Source organism: Paenibacillus sp. sg306046 (assembly GCF_059821225.1).
Genome location: NZ_JCAMRT010000017.1, coordinates 121,640 through 145,075, shown reverse-complemented (window position 1 = coordinate 145,075; position 23,436 = coordinate 121,640). Strand labels below are relative to the sequence as shown.

20 protein-coding genes are annotated in these 23,436 nt (G+C 55.7%); 19 read left to right on the top strand and 1 reads right to left on the bottom strand.

What is annotated here, in order from left to right; translation table 11 throughout:
* The 8 genes from AC6ROY_RS17860 to AC6ROY_RS17825 all read left to right on the top strand — a co-directional run.
* On the top strand, positions 1-2,138 hold a 2,138-nt coding region (locus AC6ROY_RS17860; RefSeq protein WP_500101932.1), incomplete at its 5' end, for an NEAT domain-containing protein.
* Positions 2,139-2,615: 477 nt separating this feature from the next.
* The gene (gene srtB / locus AC6ROY_RS17855) at positions 2,616-3,422 is read left to right on the top strand and encodes a class B sortase (RefSeq protein ID WP_500101930.1); all 807 of its coding nucleotides are present in this window, start codon (positions 2,616-2,618) and stop codon (positions 3,420-3,422) included.
* A gap of 449 nt (positions 3,423-3,871) precedes the next feature.
* The gene (hisS, locus tag AC6ROY_RS17850; protein WP_500101929.1) at positions 3,872-5,131 is read left to right on the top strand and encodes a histidine--tRNA ligase; all 1,260 of its coding nucleotides are present in this window, start codon (positions 3,872-3,874) and stop codon (positions 5,129-5,131) included.
* A gap of 231 nt (positions 5,132-5,362) precedes the next feature.
* Positions 5,363-7,150, top strand: coding sequence for an aspartate--tRNA ligase (gene aspS / locus AC6ROY_RS17845; protein ID WP_500101928.1), 1,788 nt, complete (start codon positions 5,363-5,365; stop codon positions 7,148-7,150).
* 139 nt (positions 7,151-7,289) lie between these two features.
* Entirely contained in the window at positions 7,290-8,042 is a 753-nt protein-coding gene (locus AC6ROY_RS17840) for a tRNA threonylcarbamoyladenosine dehydratase (RefSeq protein WP_500101927.1), read from the top strand.
* A gap of 206 nt (positions 8,043-8,248) precedes the next feature.
* Positions 8,249-9,511 (top strand): replication-associated recombination protein A, encoded by a 1,263-nt coding sequence (locus AC6ROY_RS17835; RefSeq protein WP_500101926.1) that lies wholly within the window; start codon positions 8,249-8,251, stop codon positions 9,509-9,511.
* Between the two features lie 140 nt (positions 9,512-9,651).
* Entirely contained in the window at positions 9,652-11,106 is a 1,455-nt protein-coding gene (locus AC6ROY_RS17830) for a hemolysin family protein (protein WP_500101925.1), read from the top strand.
* A gap of 93 nt (positions 11,107-11,199) precedes the next feature.
* Positions 11,200-12,540, top strand: coding sequence for a TrkH family potassium uptake protein (locus AC6ROY_RS17825; protein WP_500101924.1), 1,341 nt, complete (start codon positions 11,200-11,202; stop codon positions 12,538-12,540).
* Positions 12,541-12,651: 111 nt separating this feature from the next.
* Here AC6ROY_RS17825 and mnmA read toward each other — a convergent pair whose 3' ends face one another.
* Complete coding sequence (gene mnmA / locus AC6ROY_RS17820) at positions 12,652-13,737, bottom strand: tRNA 2-thiouridine(34) synthase MnmA (RefSeq protein WP_500101923.1); 1,086 nt, start codon at positions 13,735-13,737, stop codon at positions 12,652-12,654.
* 166 nt (positions 13,738-13,903) lie between these two features.
* Here mnmA and cymR point away from each other — a divergent pair, with 166 nt between their 5' ends.
* From cymR to mltG, 11 genes are all read left to right on the top strand, one after another.
* Positions 13,904-14,326: a cysteine metabolism transcriptional regulator CymR gene (cymR, locus tag AC6ROY_RS17815; RefSeq protein WP_500101922.1), complete on the top strand. Its 423-nt coding sequence runs from the start codon at positions 13,904-13,906 to the stop codon at positions 14,324-14,326.
* 89 nt (positions 14,327-14,415) lie between these two features.
* Positions 14,416-15,567: a cysteine desulfurase family protein gene (locus tag AC6ROY_RS17810; RefSeq protein ID WP_500101921.1), complete on the top strand. Its 1,152-nt coding sequence runs from the start codon at positions 14,416-14,418 to the stop codon at positions 15,565-15,567.
* Positions 15,568-15,672: 105 nt separating this feature from the next.
* A complete protein-coding gene (locus AC6ROY_RS17805) occupies positions 15,673-16,194 on the top strand; it encodes a PRC-barrel domain-containing protein (RefSeq protein WP_500101920.1) in 522 nt (173 codons plus the stop codon).
* Between the two features lie 10 nt (positions 16,195-16,204).
* Positions 16,205-16,402 (top strand): YrzR-like zinc ribbon domain, encoded by a 198-nt coding sequence (locus AC6ROY_RS17800; RefSeq protein WP_028549805.1) that lies wholly within the window; start codon positions 16,205-16,207, stop codon positions 16,400-16,402.
* A gap of 251 nt (positions 16,403-16,653) precedes the next feature.
* The gene (locus AC6ROY_RS17795; protein WP_500101919.1) at positions 16,654-17,724 is read left to right on the top strand and encodes an AI-2E family transporter; all 1,071 of its coding nucleotides are present in this window, start codon (positions 16,654-16,656) and stop codon (positions 17,722-17,724) included.
* A 432-nt stretch (positions 17,725-18,156) separates the two neighbouring features.
* Positions 18,157-20,778, top strand: a complete 2,622-nt coding sequence (gene alaS / locus AC6ROY_RS17790; protein WP_500101918.1) for an alanine--tRNA ligase — start codon at positions 18,157-18,159, stop codon at positions 20,776-20,778.
* Positions 20,779-20,869: 91 nt separating this feature from the next.
* Positions 20,870-21,133 (top strand): IreB family regulatory phosphoprotein, encoded by a 264-nt coding sequence (locus AC6ROY_RS17785; protein WP_072329451.1) that lies wholly within the window; start codon positions 20,870-20,872, stop codon positions 21,131-21,133.
* A gap of 23 nt (positions 21,134-21,156) precedes the next feature.
* Positions 21,157-21,579, top strand: coding sequence for a Holliday junction resolvase RuvX (gene ruvX / locus AC6ROY_RS17780; protein WP_500101917.1), 423 nt, complete (start codon positions 21,157-21,159; stop codon positions 21,577-21,579).
* Between the two features lie 5 nt (positions 21,580-21,584).
* On the top strand, positions 21,585-21,914 hold the full coding sequence (locus AC6ROY_RS17775) for a DUF1292 domain-containing protein (RefSeq protein ID WP_500101916.1): 330 nt from the start codon (positions 21,585-21,587) through the stop codon (positions 21,912-21,914).
* Positions 21,915-21,951: 37 nt separating this feature from the next.
* Positions 21,952-22,263 (top strand): DUF1292 domain-containing protein, encoded by a 312-nt coding sequence (locus AC6ROY_RS17770; protein WP_500101915.1) that lies wholly within the window; start codon positions 21,952-21,954, stop codon positions 22,261-22,263.
* 101 nt (positions 22,264-22,364) lie between these two features.
* Positions 22,365-23,426 (top strand): endolytic transglycosylase MltG, encoded by a 1,062-nt coding sequence (mltG, locus tag AC6ROY_RS17765; RefSeq protein WP_500101914.1) that lies wholly within the window; start codon positions 22,365-22,367, stop codon positions 23,424-23,426.
* Positions 23,427-23,436 lie beyond the last annotated feature (10 nt).

Below are 23,436 nucleotides of genomic sequence, written 5' to 3'. Positions count from 1 at the left end.
AAATGGATCATAAGATCCGGTTGAAGCTGTCGGCGGCAGATAAAGCCAGCCTGCAGGCGCTGATCACGTCGGTGCAAGGCAAGCATGACGCAGCGGTAGAAGGCAACGTAGTCGGGCAATATCCGACAGGCGCGAAGAGCACTCTGCAAGCGTCAATTGACAAGGCGAAAGTAACGGTTAACAATGCTGTAGCGCCACAACAAAGCGTGGATGCGGCCGCAACTGCGCTGCAAAAAGCGCTTAATGTGCTCGAGGCTTCTGTCATACTGGCCGATGCCAGCTACACCTTGACATTGCCGTCCACAATCACGGACAGCACCGGAACGCCGATCGCGAATTTTGTATCGGGCGGAGCCAAGCTGGAGGTAAGCGGCGGCAAGCAAATCATGACGTTTGAGCTGAAAAGCGGCGTTACGCTGAAAAAGCTGCAAAAACGGAACGCTGACAATACGCTGGAGGACGTGCAGCTTGAATCACAGGTTGCAGCTGCCAAGCAAGCAGGCGTGGTCACGATTTTGAGCACAGATAGCGTTAGCTCGTCGGTTCGCTTTCCGGTAGACCGTTCAGCCAGCTATGTGATGACTCTGGTCGGAGCAGATCAGGTTGAGCGTGCGTTTGAGATTGAAATGGCAGCCGTATCCGTGAAAGCTCCTGAGCCGACAAACCCTGGTACGAATCCTGGGACAGGTGGCGGAGGCGGTGGAGGTGTGACCCCGGTTAGCAACGTACATGGAATCGCCGATGGCACCTACAGTATTCCATATACATTCCTGAAGTTTGGCACTGATCAATCCTCAGTGATGCAGGATTATGTCGTTACACCAGGCAAGCTGGTTGTGACAAACGGAAGCATGGCGGTGCAAGTTACGTTGAAGCAAAGTAAGGAAGTCCTCTCTTTCCTGATGGACACTGGCTCAGGCCTCAGTGCAACGGAAATCGTCTCGGAGGATGAAAAAGCGAATACGCGAATCGTACAATTCCGTGTGAGTAACTTGGACGACAGGTTGAAGGGCTGGGTTAAAATTTATTGGCAGGTCAGCCCAACCTTCTTGTACGATCATGAGTATGATATTCAGTTGAAGCTGGATCGCTCGCAAATCAAGAGCATTGATCCTAATGCGAACCCGTCTGAAACAGGGGCGTCCAAGCCGCTTGTGCAAATGTATACAGATGGCGAATATGCTGTTGACTACGGTGTTCAGGTCAGAGGAACGGAGCAGACATCTGTGGCTAGCGACTACGTGAAGAAGTCGGCCAAGCTGATTGTGAAGGAAGGGAAAAGCTACCTGCAGCTAAAGGTATCGAATAAAGAAGTGACAAGTGTCAAGATTGAGAAGTTTGATGAAGAGAAAAAAGAAAATGTTTTGTTCGATGCTGAAGTCGTAGCAACGGATGAACAGAAAAATGAACGAATTGTACAGTTTGAAGTGAAGGATACGAAATCTAAAGTTTTTGCTCAGTTGATCCTGCAAGTTCCTGGAAAGTACAAAGGCGAATACAATGTACAATTTGTGTTGGACGGAACGAGTATCAAGCCGTATAAGGACGAAGTGGGCAACTCGTCCTCCGAAGCGCCGAACAAACCGACTGCGGGACTGGATAGCCGGTTCAGCGATGCTGAAAACCATTGGGCCAAGGCACTGATCGAACGTGCGGTTGGGCTCGGATTGGCCAACGGCTACGAGGACAGAACCTTCCGTCCGGATGGACTGGTTACGCGTGCTGAATTTGCCGCATTGCTGGCACGGACGTTGAAGCTGGCTGATGCTGAAGGAGAGCAGACCTTTACCGATGCGGCGGATATTCCAGCATGGGTGAAGCCACAGCTTGGAGCTGCTGTAAATGCCGGCATTATTGGCGGCTATGAGGATGGAAGCTTCCGCGCAGGCCGCGAAATCAGCCGGGCGGAGCTGGCCGTTATCCTTGCACGCGCACTGAAGCTGGAGCTAAAAGCGGATGCCCAAGCGCCATTTGCTGATGCGTCAAGCATTCCGCAGTGGGCGCAAGCAGAAGTAGCTGCTGCTTACGAGCTTGGAATGATTAGCGGTCGCGAGGGCAACCAGTTTGCTCCGGGTGATTCAGCCACACGCGCTGAGGCTGTAAAACTGATTTTGGCTGTGCTGAGCGAAGCAAAATAGTTAGTTTATTGTAGTAAACTGGGGCTTGCTGAATCAGTATTGTTCAGTAAGCCCTATTTTGTTAACTTATTATGCAACTGGGGAACTAACCCTAATAACTTAACTATACCAGCTCTATTAGCGAAAATTAGAACGTTTGAGTGATNCAGTAAGCCCTATTTTGTTAACTTATTATGCAACTGGGGAACTAACCCTAATAACTTAACTATACCAGCTCTATTAGCGAAAATTAGAACGTTTGAGTGATACTAGGGTGTGTCTTAAAACTCCGCAGGGAGCAGATGTTGCCGAATTTTCGTTCCATGCAAGGCGCTTTTTCGCAGGCTTACCGGGGGTAAGTCAAGGAAAAATAACGCAGCAGGGGGCGAAAAGGCGGTGAAAGATGCCCTTGAGCGAGTTTTAAGACACGCCCTAGAGTGCCAAGCCATTATAGATTCCTGTTTATAGTCCAGAGTGCCACACGAATGGAGGAATCCCATGCGACGAATTTCGACGCTGCTGGCGTTGGCCGTGTTTGTCTACGCAGCGGGCCGGCTGATGTGGATCGGCTGGGAGAGCTTGCAACGCCGCTGGGCGCTGGAGGAAGCCCAGGCGATGTTTAGTATGGCGCGCAGCCAGGAAGAGACGGAACATGCTGGAGGCGCGGCCATACTCGATGCGGCCGTAACGAGCCACGTCTACGGGACCGGCGGCGAGCGTCCGGTTCGCGGCAGGTTTCAACCGCTGCTGGAGCTGAATCGGGACATAGTCGGATGGGTCCAGCTGGAGGGCAGCCGCGTCGACTATCCGATTGTGCAAGGGCAGGATCAGGCACGGTATTTGACCCGCAATTACAAGGGCGAGGAGTCCAAGGCGGGCAGTATTTTTATGGATGTACGCAATGATATCCGCCAAGACGAGCGGCATACTGTTATTTACGGTCACCGGATGAAGGACGGCACGATGTTCGGCGAGCTGAAGCATTTTATCAACCGCGATTATTATGACGCGCACCGGATGATCCGCTTTGATACGTTGTATGGTTCGTACCGGGCAGAGGTGTTCGCCGCGTATTATACGACTACGGATTTTAATTATATTGAAACTCATTTTGCGGATGATGAGGCATACGGGGCTTTTTTGCAGCAGCTTCAGCAGAAATCGCTGTATCCGTCGGATATGGCGTTAAGCGCGAACGACCGGATACTCACCTTGTCGACCTGTGATTATTTGCTTGACCCTGTAAATGGACGTTTTGTTGTGCATGCCCGGCTCGTCAAGGAGGATGCGACGGGAACTGCTTGACTTTGCCAAATTTCGCGGGTAAAATGTGAACATTGAAGGTCTAACATGAAGTGATCCAACGATGGGAACAAGTAGTTTGAACCGTGCATAGGTCAGAGAGGGAAGCCGCGGCTGCAAGCTTCCTTATGCAGATCAGATGAACAGACATCCCGGAGGACAGGCGGGGAACCCCGTTGTCGTTGTCTTGCAGGAGAAGCGGGCAAGCGACAGCCGGATAGTAGCCGATTGCGCAAGGCGGGCGTTATCCGCTTCAAGTGTGAATGCTTGCCAATGCCCGGTAGCCGGAGCGGCGCAGCAGTCAAATCGCGGGTGGTACCGCGGGAGAAACCGAACCGTTCTCTCGTCCCTGTTTATCGACAGGGGCGGGAGTTTTTTTGTATGCCGAACCTGGTTGCAGTTGTGCAGGGCCGGGTCCGGAGAGGCTTGAGTTTGGAAAGGAGCGAATCACGATGAGTATTCAGAAGCCTAAAGGAACGCAGGATCTGCTGCCCGGTGAAATTGAGAAGTGGCAGTATCTGGAGAGCAAGGCGCGGGATTTGTGCGGGCGGTTTAATTACCGCGAGCTGCGGACGCCGATTTTCGAGCACACGGAGCTGTTTCAGCGCGGCGTCGGCGAGACGACGGATATCGTCGAAAAAGAAATGTACACCTTCACGAGCAAGGGCGAACGCAGCCTGTCGCTGCGTCCGGAGGGGACGGCCGGCGTCGTCCGCTCGTATGTGGAAAACAAGCTGTACGGCGAGCCGGATGTCAGCAAGCTGTATTATATCGGGCCGATGTTCCGCTACGAGCAGCCGCAGTCGGGCCGCTTCCGGCAGTTCCACCAGTTTGGCATCGAGGCGATCGGCTCCGTCGATCCGAGTCTGGACGCGGAAATCATCGCGCTGGGGTACACGTTTATTCATGAGCTGGGGCTGAAGGATGTGACGGTTGAAATCAATTCCGTCGGCAATCCGGCCGTACGCGCCGCTTACCGCGAGCATATTCAGCAGTTTTTTGCTCCGGTCAAGGATCAGCTGTGCGCGGACTGCCAGTCCCGGTATGATCGCAACCCGATGCGTATTCTCGATTGCAAGAAGGATCAGAAGTTTTGCGAGGGCGCGCCGACGATTATCGAGCATCTCGACGAGGAATGCAGCACGCATTTCGCGCTTGTGCAGGAGTATTTGACGGCGCTACAAATTCCATACCGTCTGAATCCCCGCATGGTGCGCGGGCTGGACTATTACACGCATACTGCGTTTGAGTACAAGGCCGCAGGCATCGGCGCGATCGACACGATTGGCGGCGGCGGGCGTTACAATGGTCTGGTCGGCCAGATTGGCGGTCAGGATCAGCCTGGCGTCGGTCTGGGCCTCGGTCTGGAGCGGATTCTGCTCGTCCTGCAGGCGCAGCAGGTGAACGTGCCGGCGGCAAAGCCGCTTGACGTCTACCTGATCGGCCTCGGCGAAGCGGCGGAAAAGCGGATCGTAGGGTTGCTCCATGAGCTGCGCCTGCAAGGGCTGACGGCCGAGAAGGACTACCAGTCCCGCAAGCTCAAGGCGCAGATGAAGTCTGCGGACCGCTTCAATGCCGCTTATGTCGCAATTCTCGGCGATAACGAGCTGGAGCGCGGCGAAATTTCGGTTAAAACGCTGGCGACCGGCGAGCAGGAAACGCTGCCGCTGGCAGAAGTTGCCCAGACGTTGGCAGCGCGGCGGCAAGGCTGACGGAGCAAGAGCGCCTTACGCCTGAGGACATGATGTTGAAGTCATGGTAAAGGAGTGCCGGTAGCCGACACCTGGTAGCTGGCGCGTCAAAACCAATACTGTGATGCAGCGCAGCAAGCAAGCGACATGTGGTAGTTAGACAGACGCTCGCACGAAAATTCGAACGAAGCAAAATGAACGGTCAATCTCTTGACCAATTCGATCTCAAATTAAATGGAGGTAATTTTCATCATGACCCAATTATTGAAAAACCATGACTGCGGCACGCTGAGCAAAGCCAACGTCGGACAAACGGTTACCCTGAACGGCTGGGTACAGCGCCGCCGCGACCTGGGCGGAGTTTTGTTCATCGACCTGCGCGACCGGAGCGGGATTGTCCAAATCGTATTTAACCCGGAATTTTCCGGTGATGCGCACGCAGTCGCTGACCGCGCCCGCAACGAATATGTGCTTGCGGTTCGCGGAACGATTGTTGAGCGCGACGCGGAAACGGTTAATGCGAACCTGCCGACTGGCGATATTGAGGTGCGCGTGACGGAAATCGAAGTGATGAACCCGGCGAAAAACCCGCCGTTTTTCATCGAGGATGGCATCGAAATCGACGAGTCGCTGCGCCTGAAGTACCGTTACCTCGACCTGCGTCGTCCTGAAATGCAGCGTACGCTGCAGCTTCGTTCCAAAGCGGCGAAAATTTTCCGCGACTATTTGGACGAAAACGGCTTTATTGAAGTGGAAACGCCGATTTTGACCAAAAGCTCGCCAGAGGGCGCGCGTGATTATTTGGTGCCAAGCCGTGTACATCCGGGCGAGTTTTTCGCGCTGCCGCAATCGCCGCAAATCTATAAGCAATTGCTGATGGTCAGCGGCCTGGAGCGCTATTACCAGATCGCCCGCTGCTTCCGCGATGAGGATCTGCGCGCCGACCGCCAGCCTGAATTTACGCAAGTGGACATCGAAACGTCGTTCTTGTCGCAGGACCAGCTGCTGGAGCTGATGGAGCAGCTCGCAGCCCGCTTGTTCCGCGAAACGATCGGCGTGGAAATCCCGACTCCATTCCAGCGGATCAGCTATGCGGACGCGATGGGCAAATACGGCTCCGATAAGCCGGACCTGCGTTTCGGTCTGGAGCTGAAGGACGTTTCGGATATTGTGGCCAACTCGGGCGTGCAGGTGTTTAACACGGTTGTCTCCAAGGGCGGCCAGGTGAAGGCGCTGAACGCGAAAGGCTGCGGCGTCTGGAGCCGCAAGGAGATTGACGATCTCGGCTCATTTGCTTCCCGCTATGGGGCGAAGGGTCTTGCCTGGATCACCTACAAGGACGGCGAGCTGAAAGGACCGATCGTCAAGTTTTTCAACGAGTCGGAGCTGGAGCTGCTCAAGGAGCGTCTGGAAGCGGAAGAGGGCGACCTGCTGCTGTTCTCCGCGGATACGAAAAAGGTCGTCGCCGACGTACTTGGCAACCTCCGGTTGAAAATCGGCAAACAGCTTGGCCTGATCGACGAGAGCAAGTTCAAATTTGCCTGGGTGGTAGACTTCCCGCTGCTCAGCTACGATGATGAAGCGAAGCGTTATGTAGCCGAGCATCATCCGTTTACCCGTCCGAAGGATGAGGATGTGCAGTTCTTCGATACTGATCCGGGGCAAATCCGGGCGCAAGCGTATGACCTCGTGCTGAACGGCTATGAAGTCGGCGGCGGCTCGATGCGGATTTACAAGCGCGATGTGCAGGAGAAGATGTTCGGCGCTCTCGGCTTTTCCGATGAAACGGCCAATGAGAAGTTCGGCTACCTGCTGGAAGCATTTGAGTATGGCACGCCTCCGCACGGCGGGATTGCGTTCGGCTTCGACCGTCTGGTTATGCTGCTGACCGGCCGTACGAACCTTCGCGAGACAATTGCATTTCCGAAAACGGCAAGCGCGACCGATCTGTTGATGAACGCGCCGGCCGAGGTGGACCTCCCGCAGCTGGAGCAGCTGTCGATCCGCGTGGCTAAGAAGCCGCCTGTTGCCAAGGCGTAAGTGGGCAAGCTGCAGCGGACAATAGCGGACAATTTGGAAGCGGACAAGTCGCAGGCTGACGAAAGCTATAGGCTATAAGCTGAAAGGCATGGGCTGGAAGCAGCTTTCCAGAACGATCAGGGAAAAGGAGGAAGCCGCAATGCTGCATCAATTTTCACGCACGGAGCTGGCGATCGGACCGGAAGGGCTGGAGGCTCTGAAAAACAGCACGGTAGCTGTGCTCGGCATCGGAGGTGTCGGCGGTATAGCTGCGGAAGCGTTGGCTCGTACCGGGATTGGCCGGATCATCATGATCGACAAGGACGTGGTTGACATTACAAATGTGAACCGACAGGTCCATGCCCTGACGACGACCGTCGGCCAGCCGAAGGCCGAGCTGATGCGGGAGCGTATCCTGCAAATTAACCCGGAGTGCGACGCCATCGCGCTGCGGATGTTTTATACCGAGGAAACATACGAGCAGCTATTTGCGTATCCGCTGGACTATGTGTTGGACGCGTCGGATACGATCAGCTACAAAATTCATCTGATCAAGGAATGCCGCCGCCGCAAAATTAAGTTGATTTCCAGCATGGGCGCGGCCAACAAGATGGACCCGACGCGGTTCCAGGTGGCGGATATTTCCAAAACGTCCGTTGACCCGCTGGCTCGCGTGATCCGGCATAAGCTGCGTAAGGAAGGCATCCATAAAGGCGTCAAGGTCGTCTTTTCGACCGAGGAGCCCATCAAGCCTCGCCAGGACGTGACGCAAAAAATTGTGCCGGACAATGCTCCGGAAATCCGCAAGGCTCAGCAGCCTCCGGCCAGCAACGCGTTTGTCCCCCCGGTAGCCGGTCTGATTATGGTCAGTGTCGCAGTCAAGGACTTGCTGGCGAAAGCGGGCATTAAGTAGCGTTTGGCGGGCATTAAGCAGTGCTTGTATTAAGACACGCAAGGTATGCAAGCTGTGGACCGGCGTTTGCTCTCAGGAGCGGACGCCGGTTTTTTTGTCCGCTGAATCCTGTTGCGCGGGTCTTTGTCCGTACGCACCTTCTCTGTGCGACAGCCGGGACTATGTTACAATGGAACAAGATTCTGCGATGAAGAAGGTAGAGACGTATGGACTTATTCGATTATAATCAGTCGTCCTCGACTGAGGAATACAAGCCGCTCGCTGAGCGGATGAGACCGCGAAATCTGGATGAATATATCGGCCAGACCCATTTGATCGGCAAAGGCAAAACGCTGCGTCATTTAATCGAGTCGGACAAGGTTCCCTCGCTTATTTTGCAGGGGCCGCCGTCCAGCGGCAAGACGACGCTGGCGATGATCGTCAGCAAGCTGAGCGAGGCCGAGTTCGTGAAGCTGAACGCGGTTTCGCTGTCGATTGCGCTGCTGCGCGATACGTTCGAGAAAGCAAAGGACATGAAGAAGCTGTATAACAAACGAACGATCGTTTTTATCGACGAGATTCATGCGATGAAAAGCAATATCCAGGAGTCGCTGCTGCCTGTCGTCGAAACCGGCGCGATCACGCTGATCGGCTGCACGACGGAAAGCATCCAGCATGACATCATTCCGCCGCTTGTGTCCCGCTGCCGCGTATTTCAGCTGCAGCCGCTGACAGAGCGGGATATTCGTTCGGCGCTGCTGCAGGCGCTGGACGATGCCGAGCGCGGGCTCGGCAAGCTCAAGGTGAGGATGGCGCCCGAGGCGCTTGATTACTTGGCCGATATTTGCAACGGCGATTTGCGCAATGCGATTAACGCTCTGGAGGCGGCTGTGTTTTCCACCTTTGACTCCGATGTCGTGGAGCTGCCTGCCGTTCGCGAAGCGTATGCGACCCGGATGAATACGATCAGCACGACGGACAAGTACAATTTGACCTCGGCTTTGTGTAAATGCATGCGCGGCGGCCATACCGACGGAGCGCTGTATTGGCTGGCCCGGCTGCTCGACAGCGGCGTTGACCCGATGTATATCATACGCCGCGTCATCGTGCACAGCTGCGAGGATGTCGGGATGGCGAACCCGAATGCGCTGCAGGTAGCCGTAGCGGCGAAGGACGCCATCCAGTTCGTCGGCATGCCGGAAGGGCGGCTGCCGCTGGCGCAGGCTGTCGTCTACGTCTGTGAAAGCCCCAAGTCCAACAGCGTCTACAAAGGCATTAACGCGGCGCTGCAAACGGTTCATGAGCACCGGGCGTACGAGGTGCCGGCGCAGATCAGAGACGGCACGACAACCTATGTCAATCCGATTGACCACCCGGGCGCGGTCATTCAATACATGCCGGATGAACTGAAGCATACCCGGTTTTACACGCCGCAAAATGCCGGTGTTGAAGGGAAAATTTATACGAAATATAACGAGAAGCGTAATTGAAAATCCCGTTCTAGGCCAAACCCCGGCTGTATAGGGTAATAGTAGCTGTTTAATCCGGGCTTCATCAGGATTCGATCAGGGTTTACCCCGGTTTTAGCCGGGCAACCAAACAGCAGCTGGTTCGGGAAGGTGGGTATGGCTTGAGCGGCGATCCGTTCTCCATCTGGTTATGCATCATGTCGGTTGTGCTGTTGATTGGGTTGCATGGTTTGCTGGTTGCTTTTCAATGTGTGACTGCACGCGCTTCGCCAGCAGACGCTGGCCGAGCGGAGCCGCCTGACGGCTCGACGTCGGATGAAGCTCCTCGCGCAGCGGGGGAGGCTGATCCGTCTAGTCCGAATAATCTAAATAGTTCGCATGCGCTGAATGGGCCAGTCAGCCCGACCCGGCGGACAGACCGGGAGGCGACTGCTTTCCGCGCCGGAAGCACGCTGACGAGCCTTGGCCTGGGCTGGCTTGGCGCTGCAGGCTTGGCGCTGCTGCTGTCTGCACCGCTGCAGGCGCTCGGCTTGCCTGCAGCGGCTGCGCAGATCGCCGCCGCAGTAGCCGGGTTTGCGCTGCTGGCGCTGCTGCAGCTGACGCTGGGCGAGTTGCTGCCCCGCGCGTATACGAGCCGCCGGCCGGGACGCCTGACGGCCTGGTCGGTCCGGTCCGGGGCCTGGCTGCGGCTCCTGCTGAGTCCGCTGCTGCGGTTGTCCGGCGCGATCACAAGCGGGCTGCTCAGGCTGGTCGGTATCGAGCCGCCGGAGGAGCAGGGAGCGGCGCATACCGAGGATGAAATCCGCTCTCTGATGAAGGAAAGCAATCGCCGGGGTTACATCGCTAACACCGAGATGACGCTGGTTGACAATATTTTTGAATTTGCCGAGACGACCGCCAGAGAAATTATGATTCCCCGGACGGAAATGATATGTCTGTACGCGCAGCGATCGTATGAGGAAAACAAGCTGCTGGCGATTAGCGAAATGCATACCCGTTACCCGCTGTGCCAGCCGGATAAGGACCATATCGCCGGATTCGTCCACATGAAGGACCTGCTCAAGCTGACGGATGAAGCGGTTGATCTGCGCGACATTATCCGGCCGATGCTCAAGGTGCCGGAGTCGATGCAGATCAGCGCGCTGCTCAAGCTGATGCAGAAGCGGAAAACGCAAATGGTGCTGCTGATCGACGAATTCGGCGGCACAAGCGGACTTGTCACCTTCGAGGATATTATCGAGGAAATTGTCGGGGAAATTCAGGATGAATTTGACGAGGAGCGACCGCAGATCGAGCGCAGGAATGAGCACGCCCATTCGATCGACGGTCGGCTGCTTATTGAGGAAGTGAATGCTTTTTTCGGATTAACGATTGAGACCGATGATTACGATACGATCGGAGGGTGGATTTACTCGCAGGTCGAGATGCCGCCGGTCAAGGAGCAGCTGATCCATTGGGGGGAAGACTGGTCGTTCGTCATTGAGGAAATTGATCATCTGCGCATCTCGCGCATTTTGCTTACCCGCCAACTGCCGGAGCGTCATGCGCCGCCTGGCGGCAGCGGGAACGCCGATGACGACGCCTGGCTGCCGCCGGACCGTTCATCTGGCGGTTAAGGCAGGCCGGCGGAACGGATTAACGAAATTCGGGCGGACATGATATACTTGCTCTAAACAACGTTTATGAGAGAGCAAGGAGAGAGATCGAAGTTGGCCCGTACATTCAAGGGAATCAAGCTGACCCCGCCGCGTGTGTTTGCGGTGGGCTTTGCCTTTATTATTGCGGTCGGCACGCTGCTGCTGTCGCTGCCGGCGGCCTCGCAGAGCGGTCAGCCGACGCCGTTTATCGACGCCTTGTTTACGGCGACATCGGCGACCTGTGTAACCGGACTTGTGATCGTCGATACCGGCACGTATTTTTCGACCTTCGGGCAGCTGGTTATTTTGGCGCTGATTCAGCTTGGCGGACTCGGCTTTATGACGACGGTCACGTGGTTTGCGGTGGCGCTGCGCAAGCGCATTTCACTGCGCGACCGGATTATGCTCAAGGAATCGTTGAACTTGTCCGGCATCGACGGCGTCGTTCGGCTTATTCTCAAGGTGCTGCTGTATTCCGCGCTGATCGAAGGGGTGGCCGCGCTTTATTTCACCTGGCATTGGTCCTATGAAATGCCAGTGCCGCAGGCGGCTTATTATGGCGTGTTTCACGCGATTTCCATCTTCAACAACGCAGGCTTCGAGCTGCTTGGCGGCTTCCGCAACATGACGCCGTATGTGGACGATTGGGGCGTCAACATCATCTCGATGCTGCTTATTTTACTCGGGAGCATCGGATTTATCGTGCTGGCCGAGCTGGTGGACTACCGCCGCACGCGCAAGCTTTCGCTCCACAGCAAGGTTGTGCTGTCGGCAACGGCTGTGCTGATGCTGCTGGGCGCGCTGCTGATTTTTATTTTCGAATTTACGAATGCGCGAACAATGGGTCCGCTCGATTTGGATACGAAGCTGCTTGCTTCGCTGTTCCAATCCATAAGCCTCCGTTCGGCCGGCGTGAATACGGTGGATATTAGCCAGCTGCGCTCGGCGACGTTGTTTCTGATGATTATTATGATGTTTATCGGGGCGGCCCCCAGCTCAACCGGCGGGGGAATCAAGCTGACGACCTTCGTCATCCTGGTCGGCGCGCTGCTGGCGATGATTCGCGGCAAGGAGGATGTTGTGTTATTCCGCCACCGGATTGCCAAGAGCGATATTTATCGGGCCACGACCTTTTGCTTTATCGGGCTGTTTTGTGTCGTGGCGTCCACGATGGCGTTGTCTGCGGTGCAGGAGCAGGATTTTCTGATTATTTTATTTGAAGCGGTGTCTGCGTTCGGAACGGTCGGCTTGAGCGGGGGGCTGACGACGGAGCTGGGAGCTGCGGGCAAAATCATTATTATTCTTATGATGTTTATCGGACGTGTCGGAATTGTTACGCTGGCGTATGCGCTTCAGCCGAATCCGAAAAAAGAGCCGTACCGGTATCCGGAAGGCAAGCTGACAATTGGCTAAGTCGCATGACGGCAAGAATTGCGAACGGTCGGCTCTTCTTTTATAGCCCGGGAAATAGTTCGACAAAAAAACCGCCGGAAGCGTCAGCCTCCGACGGTTTTTCAGCATCAATCAAGCGCGGATGATAGCATCAATGACCGCACCGCCAAGGCAGGTGTCGCCATCGTAGAACACAACCGATTGCCCCGGCGTAATGGCCTTCTGCGGCTGATCAAAGGCGACCTCGCAGCGGCCGTCGGCCTGAAAATCGACCGTAACGCCCTGATCAGGCTGACGGTAGCGGAATTTCGCTGTACACCGGTAAGCCTCCTGCGGCGGCTCGCCTGCGATCCAGTTCAGCTCCGAGGCCAGCAGTCCTTTGGAGTACAGCTCAGGATGCTTCTCGCCCTGCACGACGTACAAAATGTTTTGCTCCAGGTCCTTGCCGGCAACAAACCAAGGCTCGCCGTTGCCGGAGCCGCCGATGCCGAGTCCTTGTCGCTGGCCGAGCGTGTAATACATCAGTCCGTCGTGACGGCCCTTCACTTCGCCATCGAGCGTACGCATATCCCCCGGCCTGGCCGGCAAATAGCCGCTCAAAAACTCCTTGAAATTCCGCTCACCGATAAAGCAGACGCCGGTGCTGTCTTTTTTCTTGGCGGTCGCAAGCCCGGCCTTCTCGGCAATGGCCCGCACCTCGGGCTTGGGCAGGTTGCCGATCGGGAACATTGCTTTGGACAATTGATACTGATTAAGCGCATGGAGGAAATACGTCTGGTCCTTGCCCGCATCGACGCCGCGCAGCAGCCTGAGCTTGCCGTCCGCTTGCTCCACCCGGGCGTAATGGCCGGTTGCGATATAATCGGCGCCGAGCTCCAGCGCCTTGTTCAGAAATTCACCGAATTTGATCTCGCGGTTGCACATCACATCGGGATTAGGCGTCCGTCCCTTGCGGTATTCGTCAAGGAAGTACGCAAACACCTTGTCCATGTATGGTTTCTCGAAATTGACCGTATAATAGGGGATGCCGATTTGCTCGCATACGCGGCGCACATCCTCCGCGTCATCCTCTGCCGTACAGTGGCCGAATTCATCGGTGTCATCCCAGTTTTTCATAAATATACCGATCACCTCGTAGCCCTGTTCCTTGAGCAGCAGAGCCGCTACGGAGGAATCGACGCCTCCCGACATCCCAAGGACGATACGTGGTTTACTCATAATGTTTTCCCTCGCTTTGCTGATGACATGGTTGTATTATACAACCAATCGCAGCCGGAATAAAATAATTTCATGAAGTTGACAAGGTTACTCTCCCATCAGTAGCGGATTTATGTTACGATAGAAAAGATATAAACATGTATCAAATGTAAATGAGGTGCTTGACTTGAAAATATCTACAAAAGGCCGTTACGGGCTCACCATTATGATGGAGCTGGCGACTCGGATCGGAGAAGGACCCACCTCACTGAAAAGCATCGCGGAAAAGCATCAGCTTTCCGAGCATTATTTAGAGCAATTGGTTGCCCCGCTGCGTAATGCCGGGTTGGTCAAGAGCATTCGCGGCGCTTACGGTGGTTACATTCTATCCAAAAACCCGGAGGATATTTCAGCGGGCGATGTCATTCGCGTACTGGAAGGGCCGATTAGTCCGGTTGATTTCACGGAAGAGGATGACCCTGCCAAGCGGCATCTGTGGGTTCGGATTCGGGACGGCATCGCTGAGGTGCTGGATTCAACTTCGTTGCACGATCTGATTTCATTCAAAGATGAAGGCAATCAAAACGACAGCTACATGTTTTACATTTAAAAATCCGGCAAGCTCTGGCCGCCAGAGCTTGCCATACTCCTAACTCCTGACTGATCGCGATCAGAGAGGGACAAATGTGGTGAATTAAATTGGACACGATTTATTTGGATCATGCCGCTACGACGCCGGTGCTTCCGGAGGTCGTAGAAGCGATGCTGCCATACTGGACCGGCGGCTTCGGTAATGCGTCCAGCACGCATTGGGCCGGGCGTGGCGCCAAGCTCGCGTTAAATGAGGCGCGGGACAAGATCGCCAGCTTCGTCGGCTGCTCGCCGGCTGAGCTTGTTTTTACGTCAGGCGGCACAGAAAGCGATAACCTTGCGATTTACGGCGCAGCCGAGGCAGGCCGAAGTCGCGGAAACCATATCATTACGACGCAAATCGAGCATCATGCCGTGCTGCATGCTTGCGACCGGCTGGAACGGCTTGGCTTTGAGGTTACGCGATTGCCGGTCAACGAGTACGGCCAGGTGTCGGTCGAGGCTGTGAAAGCGGCGGTCAGGCCGGATACGGTTTTGATCAGCGTCATGCACGGCAACAATGAAGTCGGAACGCTGCAGCCGATTGAGCAGATCGGAGCCTTTGCGCGCGAGCGGGGCATTGCGTTTCACGTCGATGCCGTGCAGTCGCTTGCGTATGTGCCGATTCGTCTGTCGGAGCTGCCGGTTGATTTGATGAGTTTTTCCGCGCATAAGCTGCATGGTCCCAAGGGGATCGGCGCGTTATATATAGCAAGGGGCGCGCGGTTGATCCCGCAAACCTACGGCGGCTCACAGGAGCGCAAGCGCCGTCCCGGAACGGAAAACATTCCGGCCATCGCAGGCTTCGGCAAGGCGGTGGAACTTTTTGCGCAGAACAGGTATGAACTTAGGGAGAAAGTGGAAACACTACGTTGTAAACTGGTCGCTGAGCTGGAGCGTCGGCTGGGACACGAAGCCTTCGTCTTGAACGGACATCCGGCTGCGCGACTGCCGCATATTTTAAATGTCAGCTTTCCGGGCGTTGCGACCGAGACGATGCTGATGAATCTGGATCTCGCGGGAATTGCCGCAGCGAGCGGTTCGGCCTGCACCTCGGGCTCGCTGGAAGTTTCGCATGTGCTGCGTGCGATGGGGTTGTCCGAGGCTCGGTCCGGCTCCGCCGTCCGCTTCAGCTTCGGAGCAGGCAATGACGAAGCCCAGATGGTCCGTACCGCTGAGCTTGTTGAAACCGTTGTGCGCCGCTTGCGTAGTAACGGCTAAGCGGAGGCGCTGCCCATCATGTACCGGTTCATCAGGTTGATGCGGCTTCGGCGCTGGCTGGCGATCGTTCAGAAGGGGCCTAAAGCCTGATTGGAGAGATCGACGTTGAAGCGAATCCGTGATGTGATCGGGCTGCCCGTTCTGTGTGTGCAGACCGGCAAGCAAGTAGGAGCTGTTCAGGATGTGCTGCTTGATGACGAATGGCATATTCAAGCGTTCGTGCTTAGTGGCGGGCACTGGTTCCAGGAGGCAAGCTGTGTCCGCTGGGAAGGTGTGACGGCTGTCGGCGACGATGCCGTTACGATTCAGCGGGAGGACCTCGTCCAGCCGCTGGAGGCGGAGCCATCGTGGCGTATGCTGCTCGGCGGGAGCCGCCGCATTAAGGGAATGCCTCTTGTAACCGTCAACGGACACCAGCTTGGCGTCGTGGATGATGTTTATGCCGATAGCGGATCGGGTAGGAAAATAATAGGTTATGAGCTAACCGAGGGTTTCATTTCAGATCTCAAAGAAGGGCGCAAATGGTTGCCCATGCCGGACTCCGTCAAAGTCGGCGAGGATGCCTTGATTGTTCCCGTTCACGCAAGCGAGGCGTTGGAGGAAATCTTCGTACCAAAAGAAGAATAGGGTGATACCGATGTTACGTTGTCCAAACTGCAACTCCAAAGATATTGGCAAAATCGGCTCGCACCAGTTTTATTGCTGGGGCTGCTTTATCGAATTAACCGTGAACGGTGAAAAAATGTCGGTGTATCAGGTCGAGGAAGACGGTACGCTCAGCTCGCTGGACGATCTGTTTTTTGAAGAGGAAATGCCGCAAGTCCACGCTAATTAAAAATCGACGGACAAACCCTTTGTATAAAGCGGGCTTGTCCCAGCGATTTACGCGATTACGCGATTTACGTAAACATGAGGGTTGAACACATACGCCGCATCGGTGGAGCACAAGCTGCTTCGCCGTTTTGCGGCGTTTTCTGGCTGATCAAGGATTAAAAAGCAGAGGTTGTACATATACTGTCGTATGTACCGAGCGAGTCGCTCGCATCCAAACCTTTGCCGCCTGCGCGGCTCCGGGAGTGAAAGCCGATGGACCCGTTACCCAAAAACCGTATATTGCTGGGCATGGTGATGGTGCTCGTCGGTCTCGCCATCTTGCTGCTGCTGATGCAGCTGAGGCCGCTAATTACGGGGATTTATGTATTTTTGCGGGAAATTCTTACCCCGTTTATCATCGCGCTTATTATTTCGTATGTGCTGAACCCGGTTGTCTCGCTGCTCGGCGCGCGCAGAGTGCCGCGAACGATTGCGGTGCTGCTCATCTACGCGATGTTTATTATGTCCATGACCGTCATCCTGATGAATGTGATCCCGATGTTTGTCAATCAATTGGCCGAGCTGAACGAACGCATGCCGGATGTTTCCTTTAAGGCGCAAAGCCTGGTGGACGATCTGAACGGCCTGCAGTTTTTACCGGACAGCGTGCGAATCGGCATTAATGAATCCTTGTCGAAGCTGGAGGGCAGCGTTTCGGCGGCGATTGCAGATTATATTAACGGGATCGGCAGCACGATTAATACCATGTTTATGGTGTTTATCATTCCGTTTGTTGCCTTTTACATGCTCAAGGATTTCCAGCTGATGGAGAAAACAACGCTAGCGATTGTACCGAAGACGCACCGCAAGGAAATCGTGTCATTGCTGATGGATATCGACACGGCGCTCGGCAACTACATTCGCGGGCAATTTACCGTCTGTGTGATCATCGGCGCGCTGGCGTATATCGGCTACTGGTCGATTGGTATTCCGTACGCCCTGCTGCTGGCCAGCATTGTCGCCGTATTTAACATTATTCCATACCTTGGTCCGTTTCTCGGAGCGGCGCCTGCGTTAATTGTGGCTTCAACCATCTCCATGAAAATGGTGCTGCTGGTCATCATCGTAAATACGGCCTGCCAAATTTTGGAGGGCAACGTCATTTCGCCGCAGGTGGTGGGCCGGTCGCTGAAGATGCACCCGCTGCTTATTATATTTGCGCTGCTTGTCGGCGGCGAGGTTGCGGGGGTGCCGGGGCTAATTTTGGCCGTCCCGTTTTTTGCGGTGATGAAGGTGATCGTGCAGCATTTATTTCTGTACGTCGTCCACCGCCGAACCGTGTAGCGTGGTTGACAGTGGCTGCCGGACAGCGGTATAATTTCCCGGTATAGACGCATGTCAACATACCCTAAATCGTTGAAGAAATTCAGTAGGTTGTAGCCCATTAGCCAGAGAGAAGGCTTGGAGCGCTGAGCCGGACGTGAGCGGGGAAGTCGCCCCGATGTCAACGTTTGCCGCCAGCTTGCTCCGCTGCGAGAGCTTTCCTGATGAAGAATAACCGAACGCTCATTTCAGAGTGCGGATAAACTCCGCCGGACCCGGACCCGTTAACATTCGGCTAGAGGAGATTGCGTTCTCCCGTTTCGTCCGCCTACAGCGGCCGCGAGCGGAGCCAGGCGCAATAACCAGGGTGGTACCGCGATTCAATCGTCCCTGCTTTCAGGGGCGTTTTTTTGTCGTTTTCCGTTTCATACCAAACCAGGGGGGTTATTACAAGTGAAAGCCAGTGAAATTCGCTCCAAATGGCTAGCTTTTTTCGAGAGCAAAGGACATAAAATCGAGCCGAGCGCTCCGCTCGTGCCGCACAACGACCCGTCGCTGCTATGGATCAATGCCGGCATGGCGCCGCTCAAGGCGTATTTCGACGGACGTGTCGTACCGGAAAATCCGCGCATTGCCAACTCGCAGAAGTGCATCCGCACCAACGATATTGAAAATGTAGGCAAAACGCGCCGTCATCACACCTTTTTCGAAATGCTTGGCAACTTCTCGATCGGCGATTATTTCAAGGAAGAAGTCATTACATGGGCGTGGGAGTTTCTGACGGATAAGGAATGGATCGGCTTCGATCCCGACCGGCTGTCGGTTACCGTCTATCCGGAGGATACCGAGGCGTTTGAATTTTGGAACAAAAAGATCGGACTGCCGGCTGAACGCATTTACAAGCTGGATGAGAACTTCTGGGATATCGGCGAAGGACCGTGCGGGCCTTGTACGGAAATATTCTACGACCGCGGCGACAAATACGGCGACCTGAGCGATCCGGAATGCTGGCCGGGCGGCGAAAATGAACGGTTCCTGGAAGTATGGAACCTCGTGTTTTCCCAATTCAACCATAACAAGGACGGCAGCTACACGCCGCTTCCGAACAAAAACATTGATACCGGGGCCGGACTGGAGCGGTTCGCGTCCATTTTGCAGGATGTCGATTCGAACTTCGATACGGATTTGTTTCAGCCGATCATTCAGAAAACGGCCGAGCTGGCCGGCGTCGTGTACAAGGAAAAGCTGGAAACCGACGTTGCGCTGAAGGTAATTGCCGACCATATCCGGACGGTGGCCTTCTCCGTTGGCGACGGCGTCCTGCCTTCCAATGAAGGTCGCGGTTATGTCATCCGCCGTCTGCTGCGCCGCGCCGTTCGTTACGGCAAGGTGCTCGGACTGGACAAGCCGTTCCTTTACTCGCTGACCGGCATCGTGGGCGACATTATGGGCGTGTACTATCCAGAGGTTGTGGAGAAGCGCGCCTTCATCGAAAAGGTTATCCGCACCGAGGAGGAGCGGTTCCACGAGACGCTGGGCGGCGGCCTCGCCATTCTCGCCGAGCTGACGGACAAGGCGCGCCAGAGCGGCGCTGCTTCCATCAGCGGACCGGATGCGTTCAAGCTGTACGATACGTACGGGTTCCCGTTTGACCTGACCGAGGATTTTGCGGCCGAGCAAGGCTTGACGGTTGACCGGGCAGGCTTCGACGCGGCGATGCAGGAGCAGCGTGACCGCGCCCGCGCCGCACGCCAGGAATCCGGCAGCATGAAGGTGCAGGGCGGGCCGCTGACGGACTACACGGTTAAAAGCGAGTTTGTTGGTTATACTGAATTGGTAACAACTGCTAATGTTGTGGCGATTGTCCACGAGCAGCAGTTTGTCGATCTCGTCGGTACCGGCGAGCTGTGCCAGGTTATTCTGGATCGTACGCCGTTTTATGCGGAAAGCGGAGGCCAGGTGAGCGATCACGGCTTGATCACCGCAGACGGCCTTGTGCTCAAGGTCGAGGAGGTCGGCAAGGCGCCGCACGGCCAGCATGTGCATACGGTAAGGGTTGAAGCGGGTGTACTGCGCCAAGGCCAGACGGTACAGGCTGCCGTTGCGCAGGAAGCGCGCGAGGATATTATTAAAAATCATACGGCGACACATTTGCTGCATAAAGCGCTCAAGGATGTGCTAGGCGAGCATGTCAATCAGGCCGGCTCGCTGGTTGCGCCGGACCGCTTGCGCTTCGACTTCTCTCACTTTGGCGGCATAACCGCTGAGGAGCTGCAGGAAATCGAGCGTCGCGTTAACGAACAGGTATGGAACAACCTGGCCGTTGACATCAGCCTCAAGCCGATTGCGGAAGCGAAGGCAATGGGGGCGATGGCGCTGTTCGGCGAGAAATACGGCGATGTCGTAAGGGTCGTGCGTGTCGGCGACTACAGCCTGGAGCTGTGCGGCGGCTGCCATGTGGCCAATACGGGCCAGATCGGTTTGTTCAAGCTGATCAGCGAATCGGGCATCGGCTCAGGCGTTCGCCGGATCGAAGCGGCAACGGGCCGCGGCGCGTATCAGTACCTGGACGGTCAGCTCCAGCTGCTGCGCGATGCGGCCGGCTTGCTCAAGTCGAACATCGCGGATGTGCCGAAGCGGGTCGAAGGCTTGTTTGCCCAGCTCAAGGAGCTGTCGCGCGAGAACGAGTCGCTGAAGGCGAAGCTGTCCAGCGTAGAAGCAGGCTCGCTCACCGATCAGGTGAAGACGGTCGGCGGCGTCACCTTGCTGTCTGCCGAAGTCAGCGCAGGCGACATGGAAACGCTGCGCAGCATCGTGGATCAGATGAAGCAGAAGCTCGGGTCTGCGGTGATCGTGCTTGGCGCGGCTGCCGAAGGCAAGGTTAATCTTGTAGCGGCTGTGACGCCTGATCTGGTCAGCCAAGGCTACCATGCAGGCAAGCTGATCAAGGAAGTGGCGGCGGCTTGCGGCGGCAGCGGCGGCGGACGTCCGGATATGGCGCAGGCGGGCGGCAAGGACGCCTCCAAGCTGGGCGAAGCGCTCGGTCTTGTAGAAAATTTGCTCGCCGCCACATAATTGTTGGATAATAAAGGAGCCTGTCAACAGGAATTTGTTGACTTATGGCGAATAAGTTGAGTTAATAGAATCGCAGGGGGTGCTTCGCAAGATGAGTTCGATGGATAAAACGATGAAATTCAACGTGAAAGCGGAAGAAATTGAAACCTCGCCCAAAGAAGTCATTCTGGCGGTATATGACGCGCTGCAGGAAAAAGGGTATAATCCGATTAACCAGATCGTCGGTTACTTGCTCTCCGGCGACCCGGCCTACATCCCGCGTCACGATAACGCCCGAAGCATCATTCGCAAGCGAGAGCGGGACGAACTGATTGAAGAGCTGGTCCGTTCGTACCTGAAGCAGTACAAGTCATAAGCTATCGGACGGGACACGATTTCATGAGGGTAATGGGATTGGATTACGGGGACAAGACAATCGGCGTCGCGGTCAGCGATGCGCTCGGATGGACAGCCCAGGGGCTGGAGGTCATCCGGCGTTCGACGGCCGAACGTGATCTGGGTCGGCTGCAGGACATTATCCGCGAATACGAAGTCACGGAAATTGTCGTTGGCTTGCCGAAGAACATGAACAATACGATTGGCCCTCGTGGAGAGCTGTGCATCGAGTTCTCCCGGATGTTGCACGAGCAGCTGCAATTGCCCGTGCATCTGTGGGACGAGAGACTGACGACCGTCTCGGCGCAGCGCACGCTGCTCGAAGCGGATGTCAGCCGCAAGAAGCGCAAGCAGGTTGTCGATAAGCTGGCGGCCGCGCTGATTTTGCAAAACTATATGGATGCACATTCCCAGTCGAAGAGGTGAACGAGATGTCCCAGAAGGAACATAACGACAAAGACCAGTTGGAAGAAGAGCCCGAGATTATTTTTATTCCGGATGAAGAGGGCAATGAAGAAGAGTTCGAGGTCATTATGAAGTTTGAGGTGGATGACTCGGACAAGAAATACATGATGGTTGTTCCGGTTGATGCGGATGAGGAGTCTGACGAAGTGTACGCCTTCCGTTATGAGGAAGACGGCGACGACCTGCAGCTGTACACGATCGAGGACGAGGAAGAATGGAACATCGTCGAAGAAACGTTCAACACGCTAATGGACGAATTCGCAGAGGACGAAGAGGACGAAGAAGAGCCGAAGTAAGCCTCGGCTCCTCGGCTCCGTTTGAAGGAGGACGCTCATGTTGAATCCGATGGGGAAAGCAACGACGACGCACCAGTTGCGGGATGCGTACGGAGATGATATTATTTTATTGGATGAACAGCAGGAGTCCGTTGTCTACCGCATCGTGTCTGAGCTTGTGCTGAACGGTCATGGCTACGCCATGCTGGAGAAGGTGAAGCCGGGGAAGACGGATGAACCGGAAATTTTCCGGGTGACGCGTAACGACGATGGAGAACTGGAGCTGGAGACGATCGAAGACGACGACGAGTGGGAAGATGTCTCCGAGTTGTTCGATGAATGGACGCTTCCGGACGATGAAACCGTGTAAGCCGGTACTTGACGTTAGTAGCCTATGAGCGGAGATGATCCGCTCTTTTTCGTTTGTGTACAGAGAAAAGCGGCGCGGGAGCGCCTGGGAGAGAGGATAGGATGACGTTCAGACGATTCTGGCTGCGCGCTGCCGTTGTGCTGATCTGCGCCGCGCTGGGCTTGTCCGTCGGTCTGGCGCTGTATGTGAGCCGCGGCCTGGCTCCTGTGCCGGCGGCGCAGACCCCGGTGCGGGTTGTGTATCCGCCGGGCACCGGGGTAGGCGAGCTGGCCGCCGAGCTGCAGCGCCACGGGCTGATTCGCGACGCGCGGTTATTTACCTATTATGTGAAATATAAAGGCCAGGGCGGCCGTTTCCAGGCGGGAGAATACGAGCTGCAGCCGGGCATGGGGCTGGATGCGATCATCGCGAAGCTGAACAGCGGAGACGCGGTTAAGGAAGCGGGCTTGCGCCTGACGGTGCCGGAGGGCTTTACGGTGCGGCAAATTGCCGAGAAGCTGGAGGAAGCGGGTGTTGATGCTGCGTCCTTTGAGGCGGCGCTGGCCGGGTTTGCCGCGCCGCCGCAATCTGCGGCAGCCGGTATTCCGGACGACCCGAAGCTGAAGGCGCGTCTGGAAGGCTATTTGTACCCGGACACGTACGAATGGAAAAAAGACGCGGCGCCGGGCGAAATGATTGCCACGATGGTTGGGCAGCTGGACAAGAGGCTGCAGGAGCTGCCAGAGGGCTGGCGTCAGGCGATGGAAAGCCACGGGCTGACCTTGCACGAGACGCTGACGCTGGCTTCGCTGATTGAACGCGAGGTGGCGGCGCCGGAGGAGCGGGCGCTTGTCAGCGGCGTGATCCATAACCGGCTGAAGCAAAACAAGCAGCTGGAGATCGACGCCACGGTGCAATATTTGTTCGACAAGCAGAAGGAGCGGCTGTACGAGAAGGATTTACGGGTGGAAAGCCCCTACAATACGTACCTGAATCGGGGGCTGCCGCCGGGGCCAATCGCGAGTCCGTCGCTGGACGCCATCCGGGCGGCGATCTATCCGCAGGAGACGAAGTATTTATTTTATGTGACAAAAAAGGACGGCAGCCGCAAGCATCTGTTCGCGGAAACGTTCGAGCAGCACAAAAAAAATATCGCGGAGAGCAACAAGACGGCCGCTCCTTAAGCGGCAGGGC

Excerpts from the sequence above, each read along its gene's own strand:
- srtB (WP_500101930.1), top strand. The coding sequence starts at position 2,616 with ATGCGACGAATTTCGACGCTGCTGGCGTTGGCCGTGTTTGTCTACGCA.
- hisS (WP_500101929.1), top strand. The coding sequence starts at position 3,872 with ATGAGTATTCAGAAGCCTAAAGGAACGCAGGATCTGCTGCCCGGTGAA.
- aspS (WP_500101928.1), top strand. The coding sequence starts at position 5,363 with ATGACCCAATTATTGAAAAACCATGACTGCGGCACGCTGAGCAAAGCC.
- AC6ROY_RS17840 (WP_500101927.1), top strand. The coding sequence starts at position 7,290 with ATGCTGCATCAATTTTCACGCACGGAGCTGGCGATCGGACCGGAAGGG.
- AC6ROY_RS17835 (WP_500101926.1), top strand. The coding sequence starts at position 8,249 with ATGGACTTATTCGATTATAATCAGTCGTCCTCGACTGAGGAATACAAG.
- mnmA (WP_500101923.1), bottom strand. The coding sequence starts at position 13,737 with ATGAGTAAACCACGTATCGTCCTTGGGATGTCGGGAGGCGTCGATTCC.
- AC6ROY_RS17800 (WP_028549805.1), top strand. The coding sequence starts at position 16,205 with ATGTTACGTTGTCCAAACTGCAACTCCAAAGATATTGGCAAAATCGGC.
- AC6ROY_RS17795 (WP_500101919.1), top strand. The coding sequence starts at position 16,654 with ATGGACCCGTTACCCAAAAACCGTATATTGCTGGGCATGGTGATGGTG.
- AC6ROY_RS17785 (WP_072329451.1), top strand. The coding sequence starts at position 20,870 with ATGAGTTCGATGGATAAAACGATGAAATTCAACGTGAAAGCGGAAGAA.
- ruvX (WP_500101917.1), top strand. The coding sequence starts at position 21,157 with ATGAGGGTAATGGGATTGGATTACGGGGACAAGACAATCGGCGTCGCG.
- AC6ROY_RS17775 (WP_500101916.1), top strand. The coding sequence starts at position 21,585 with ATGTCCCAGAAGGAACATAACGACAAAGACCAGTTGGAAGAAGAGCCC.
- AC6ROY_RS17770 (WP_500101915.1), top strand. The coding sequence starts at position 21,952 with ATGTTGAATCCGATGGGGAAAGCAACGACGACGCACCAGTTGCGGGAT.
- mltG (WP_500101914.1), top strand. The coding sequence starts at position 22,365 with ATGACGTTCAGACGATTCTGGCTGCGCGCTGCCGTTGTGCTGATCTGC.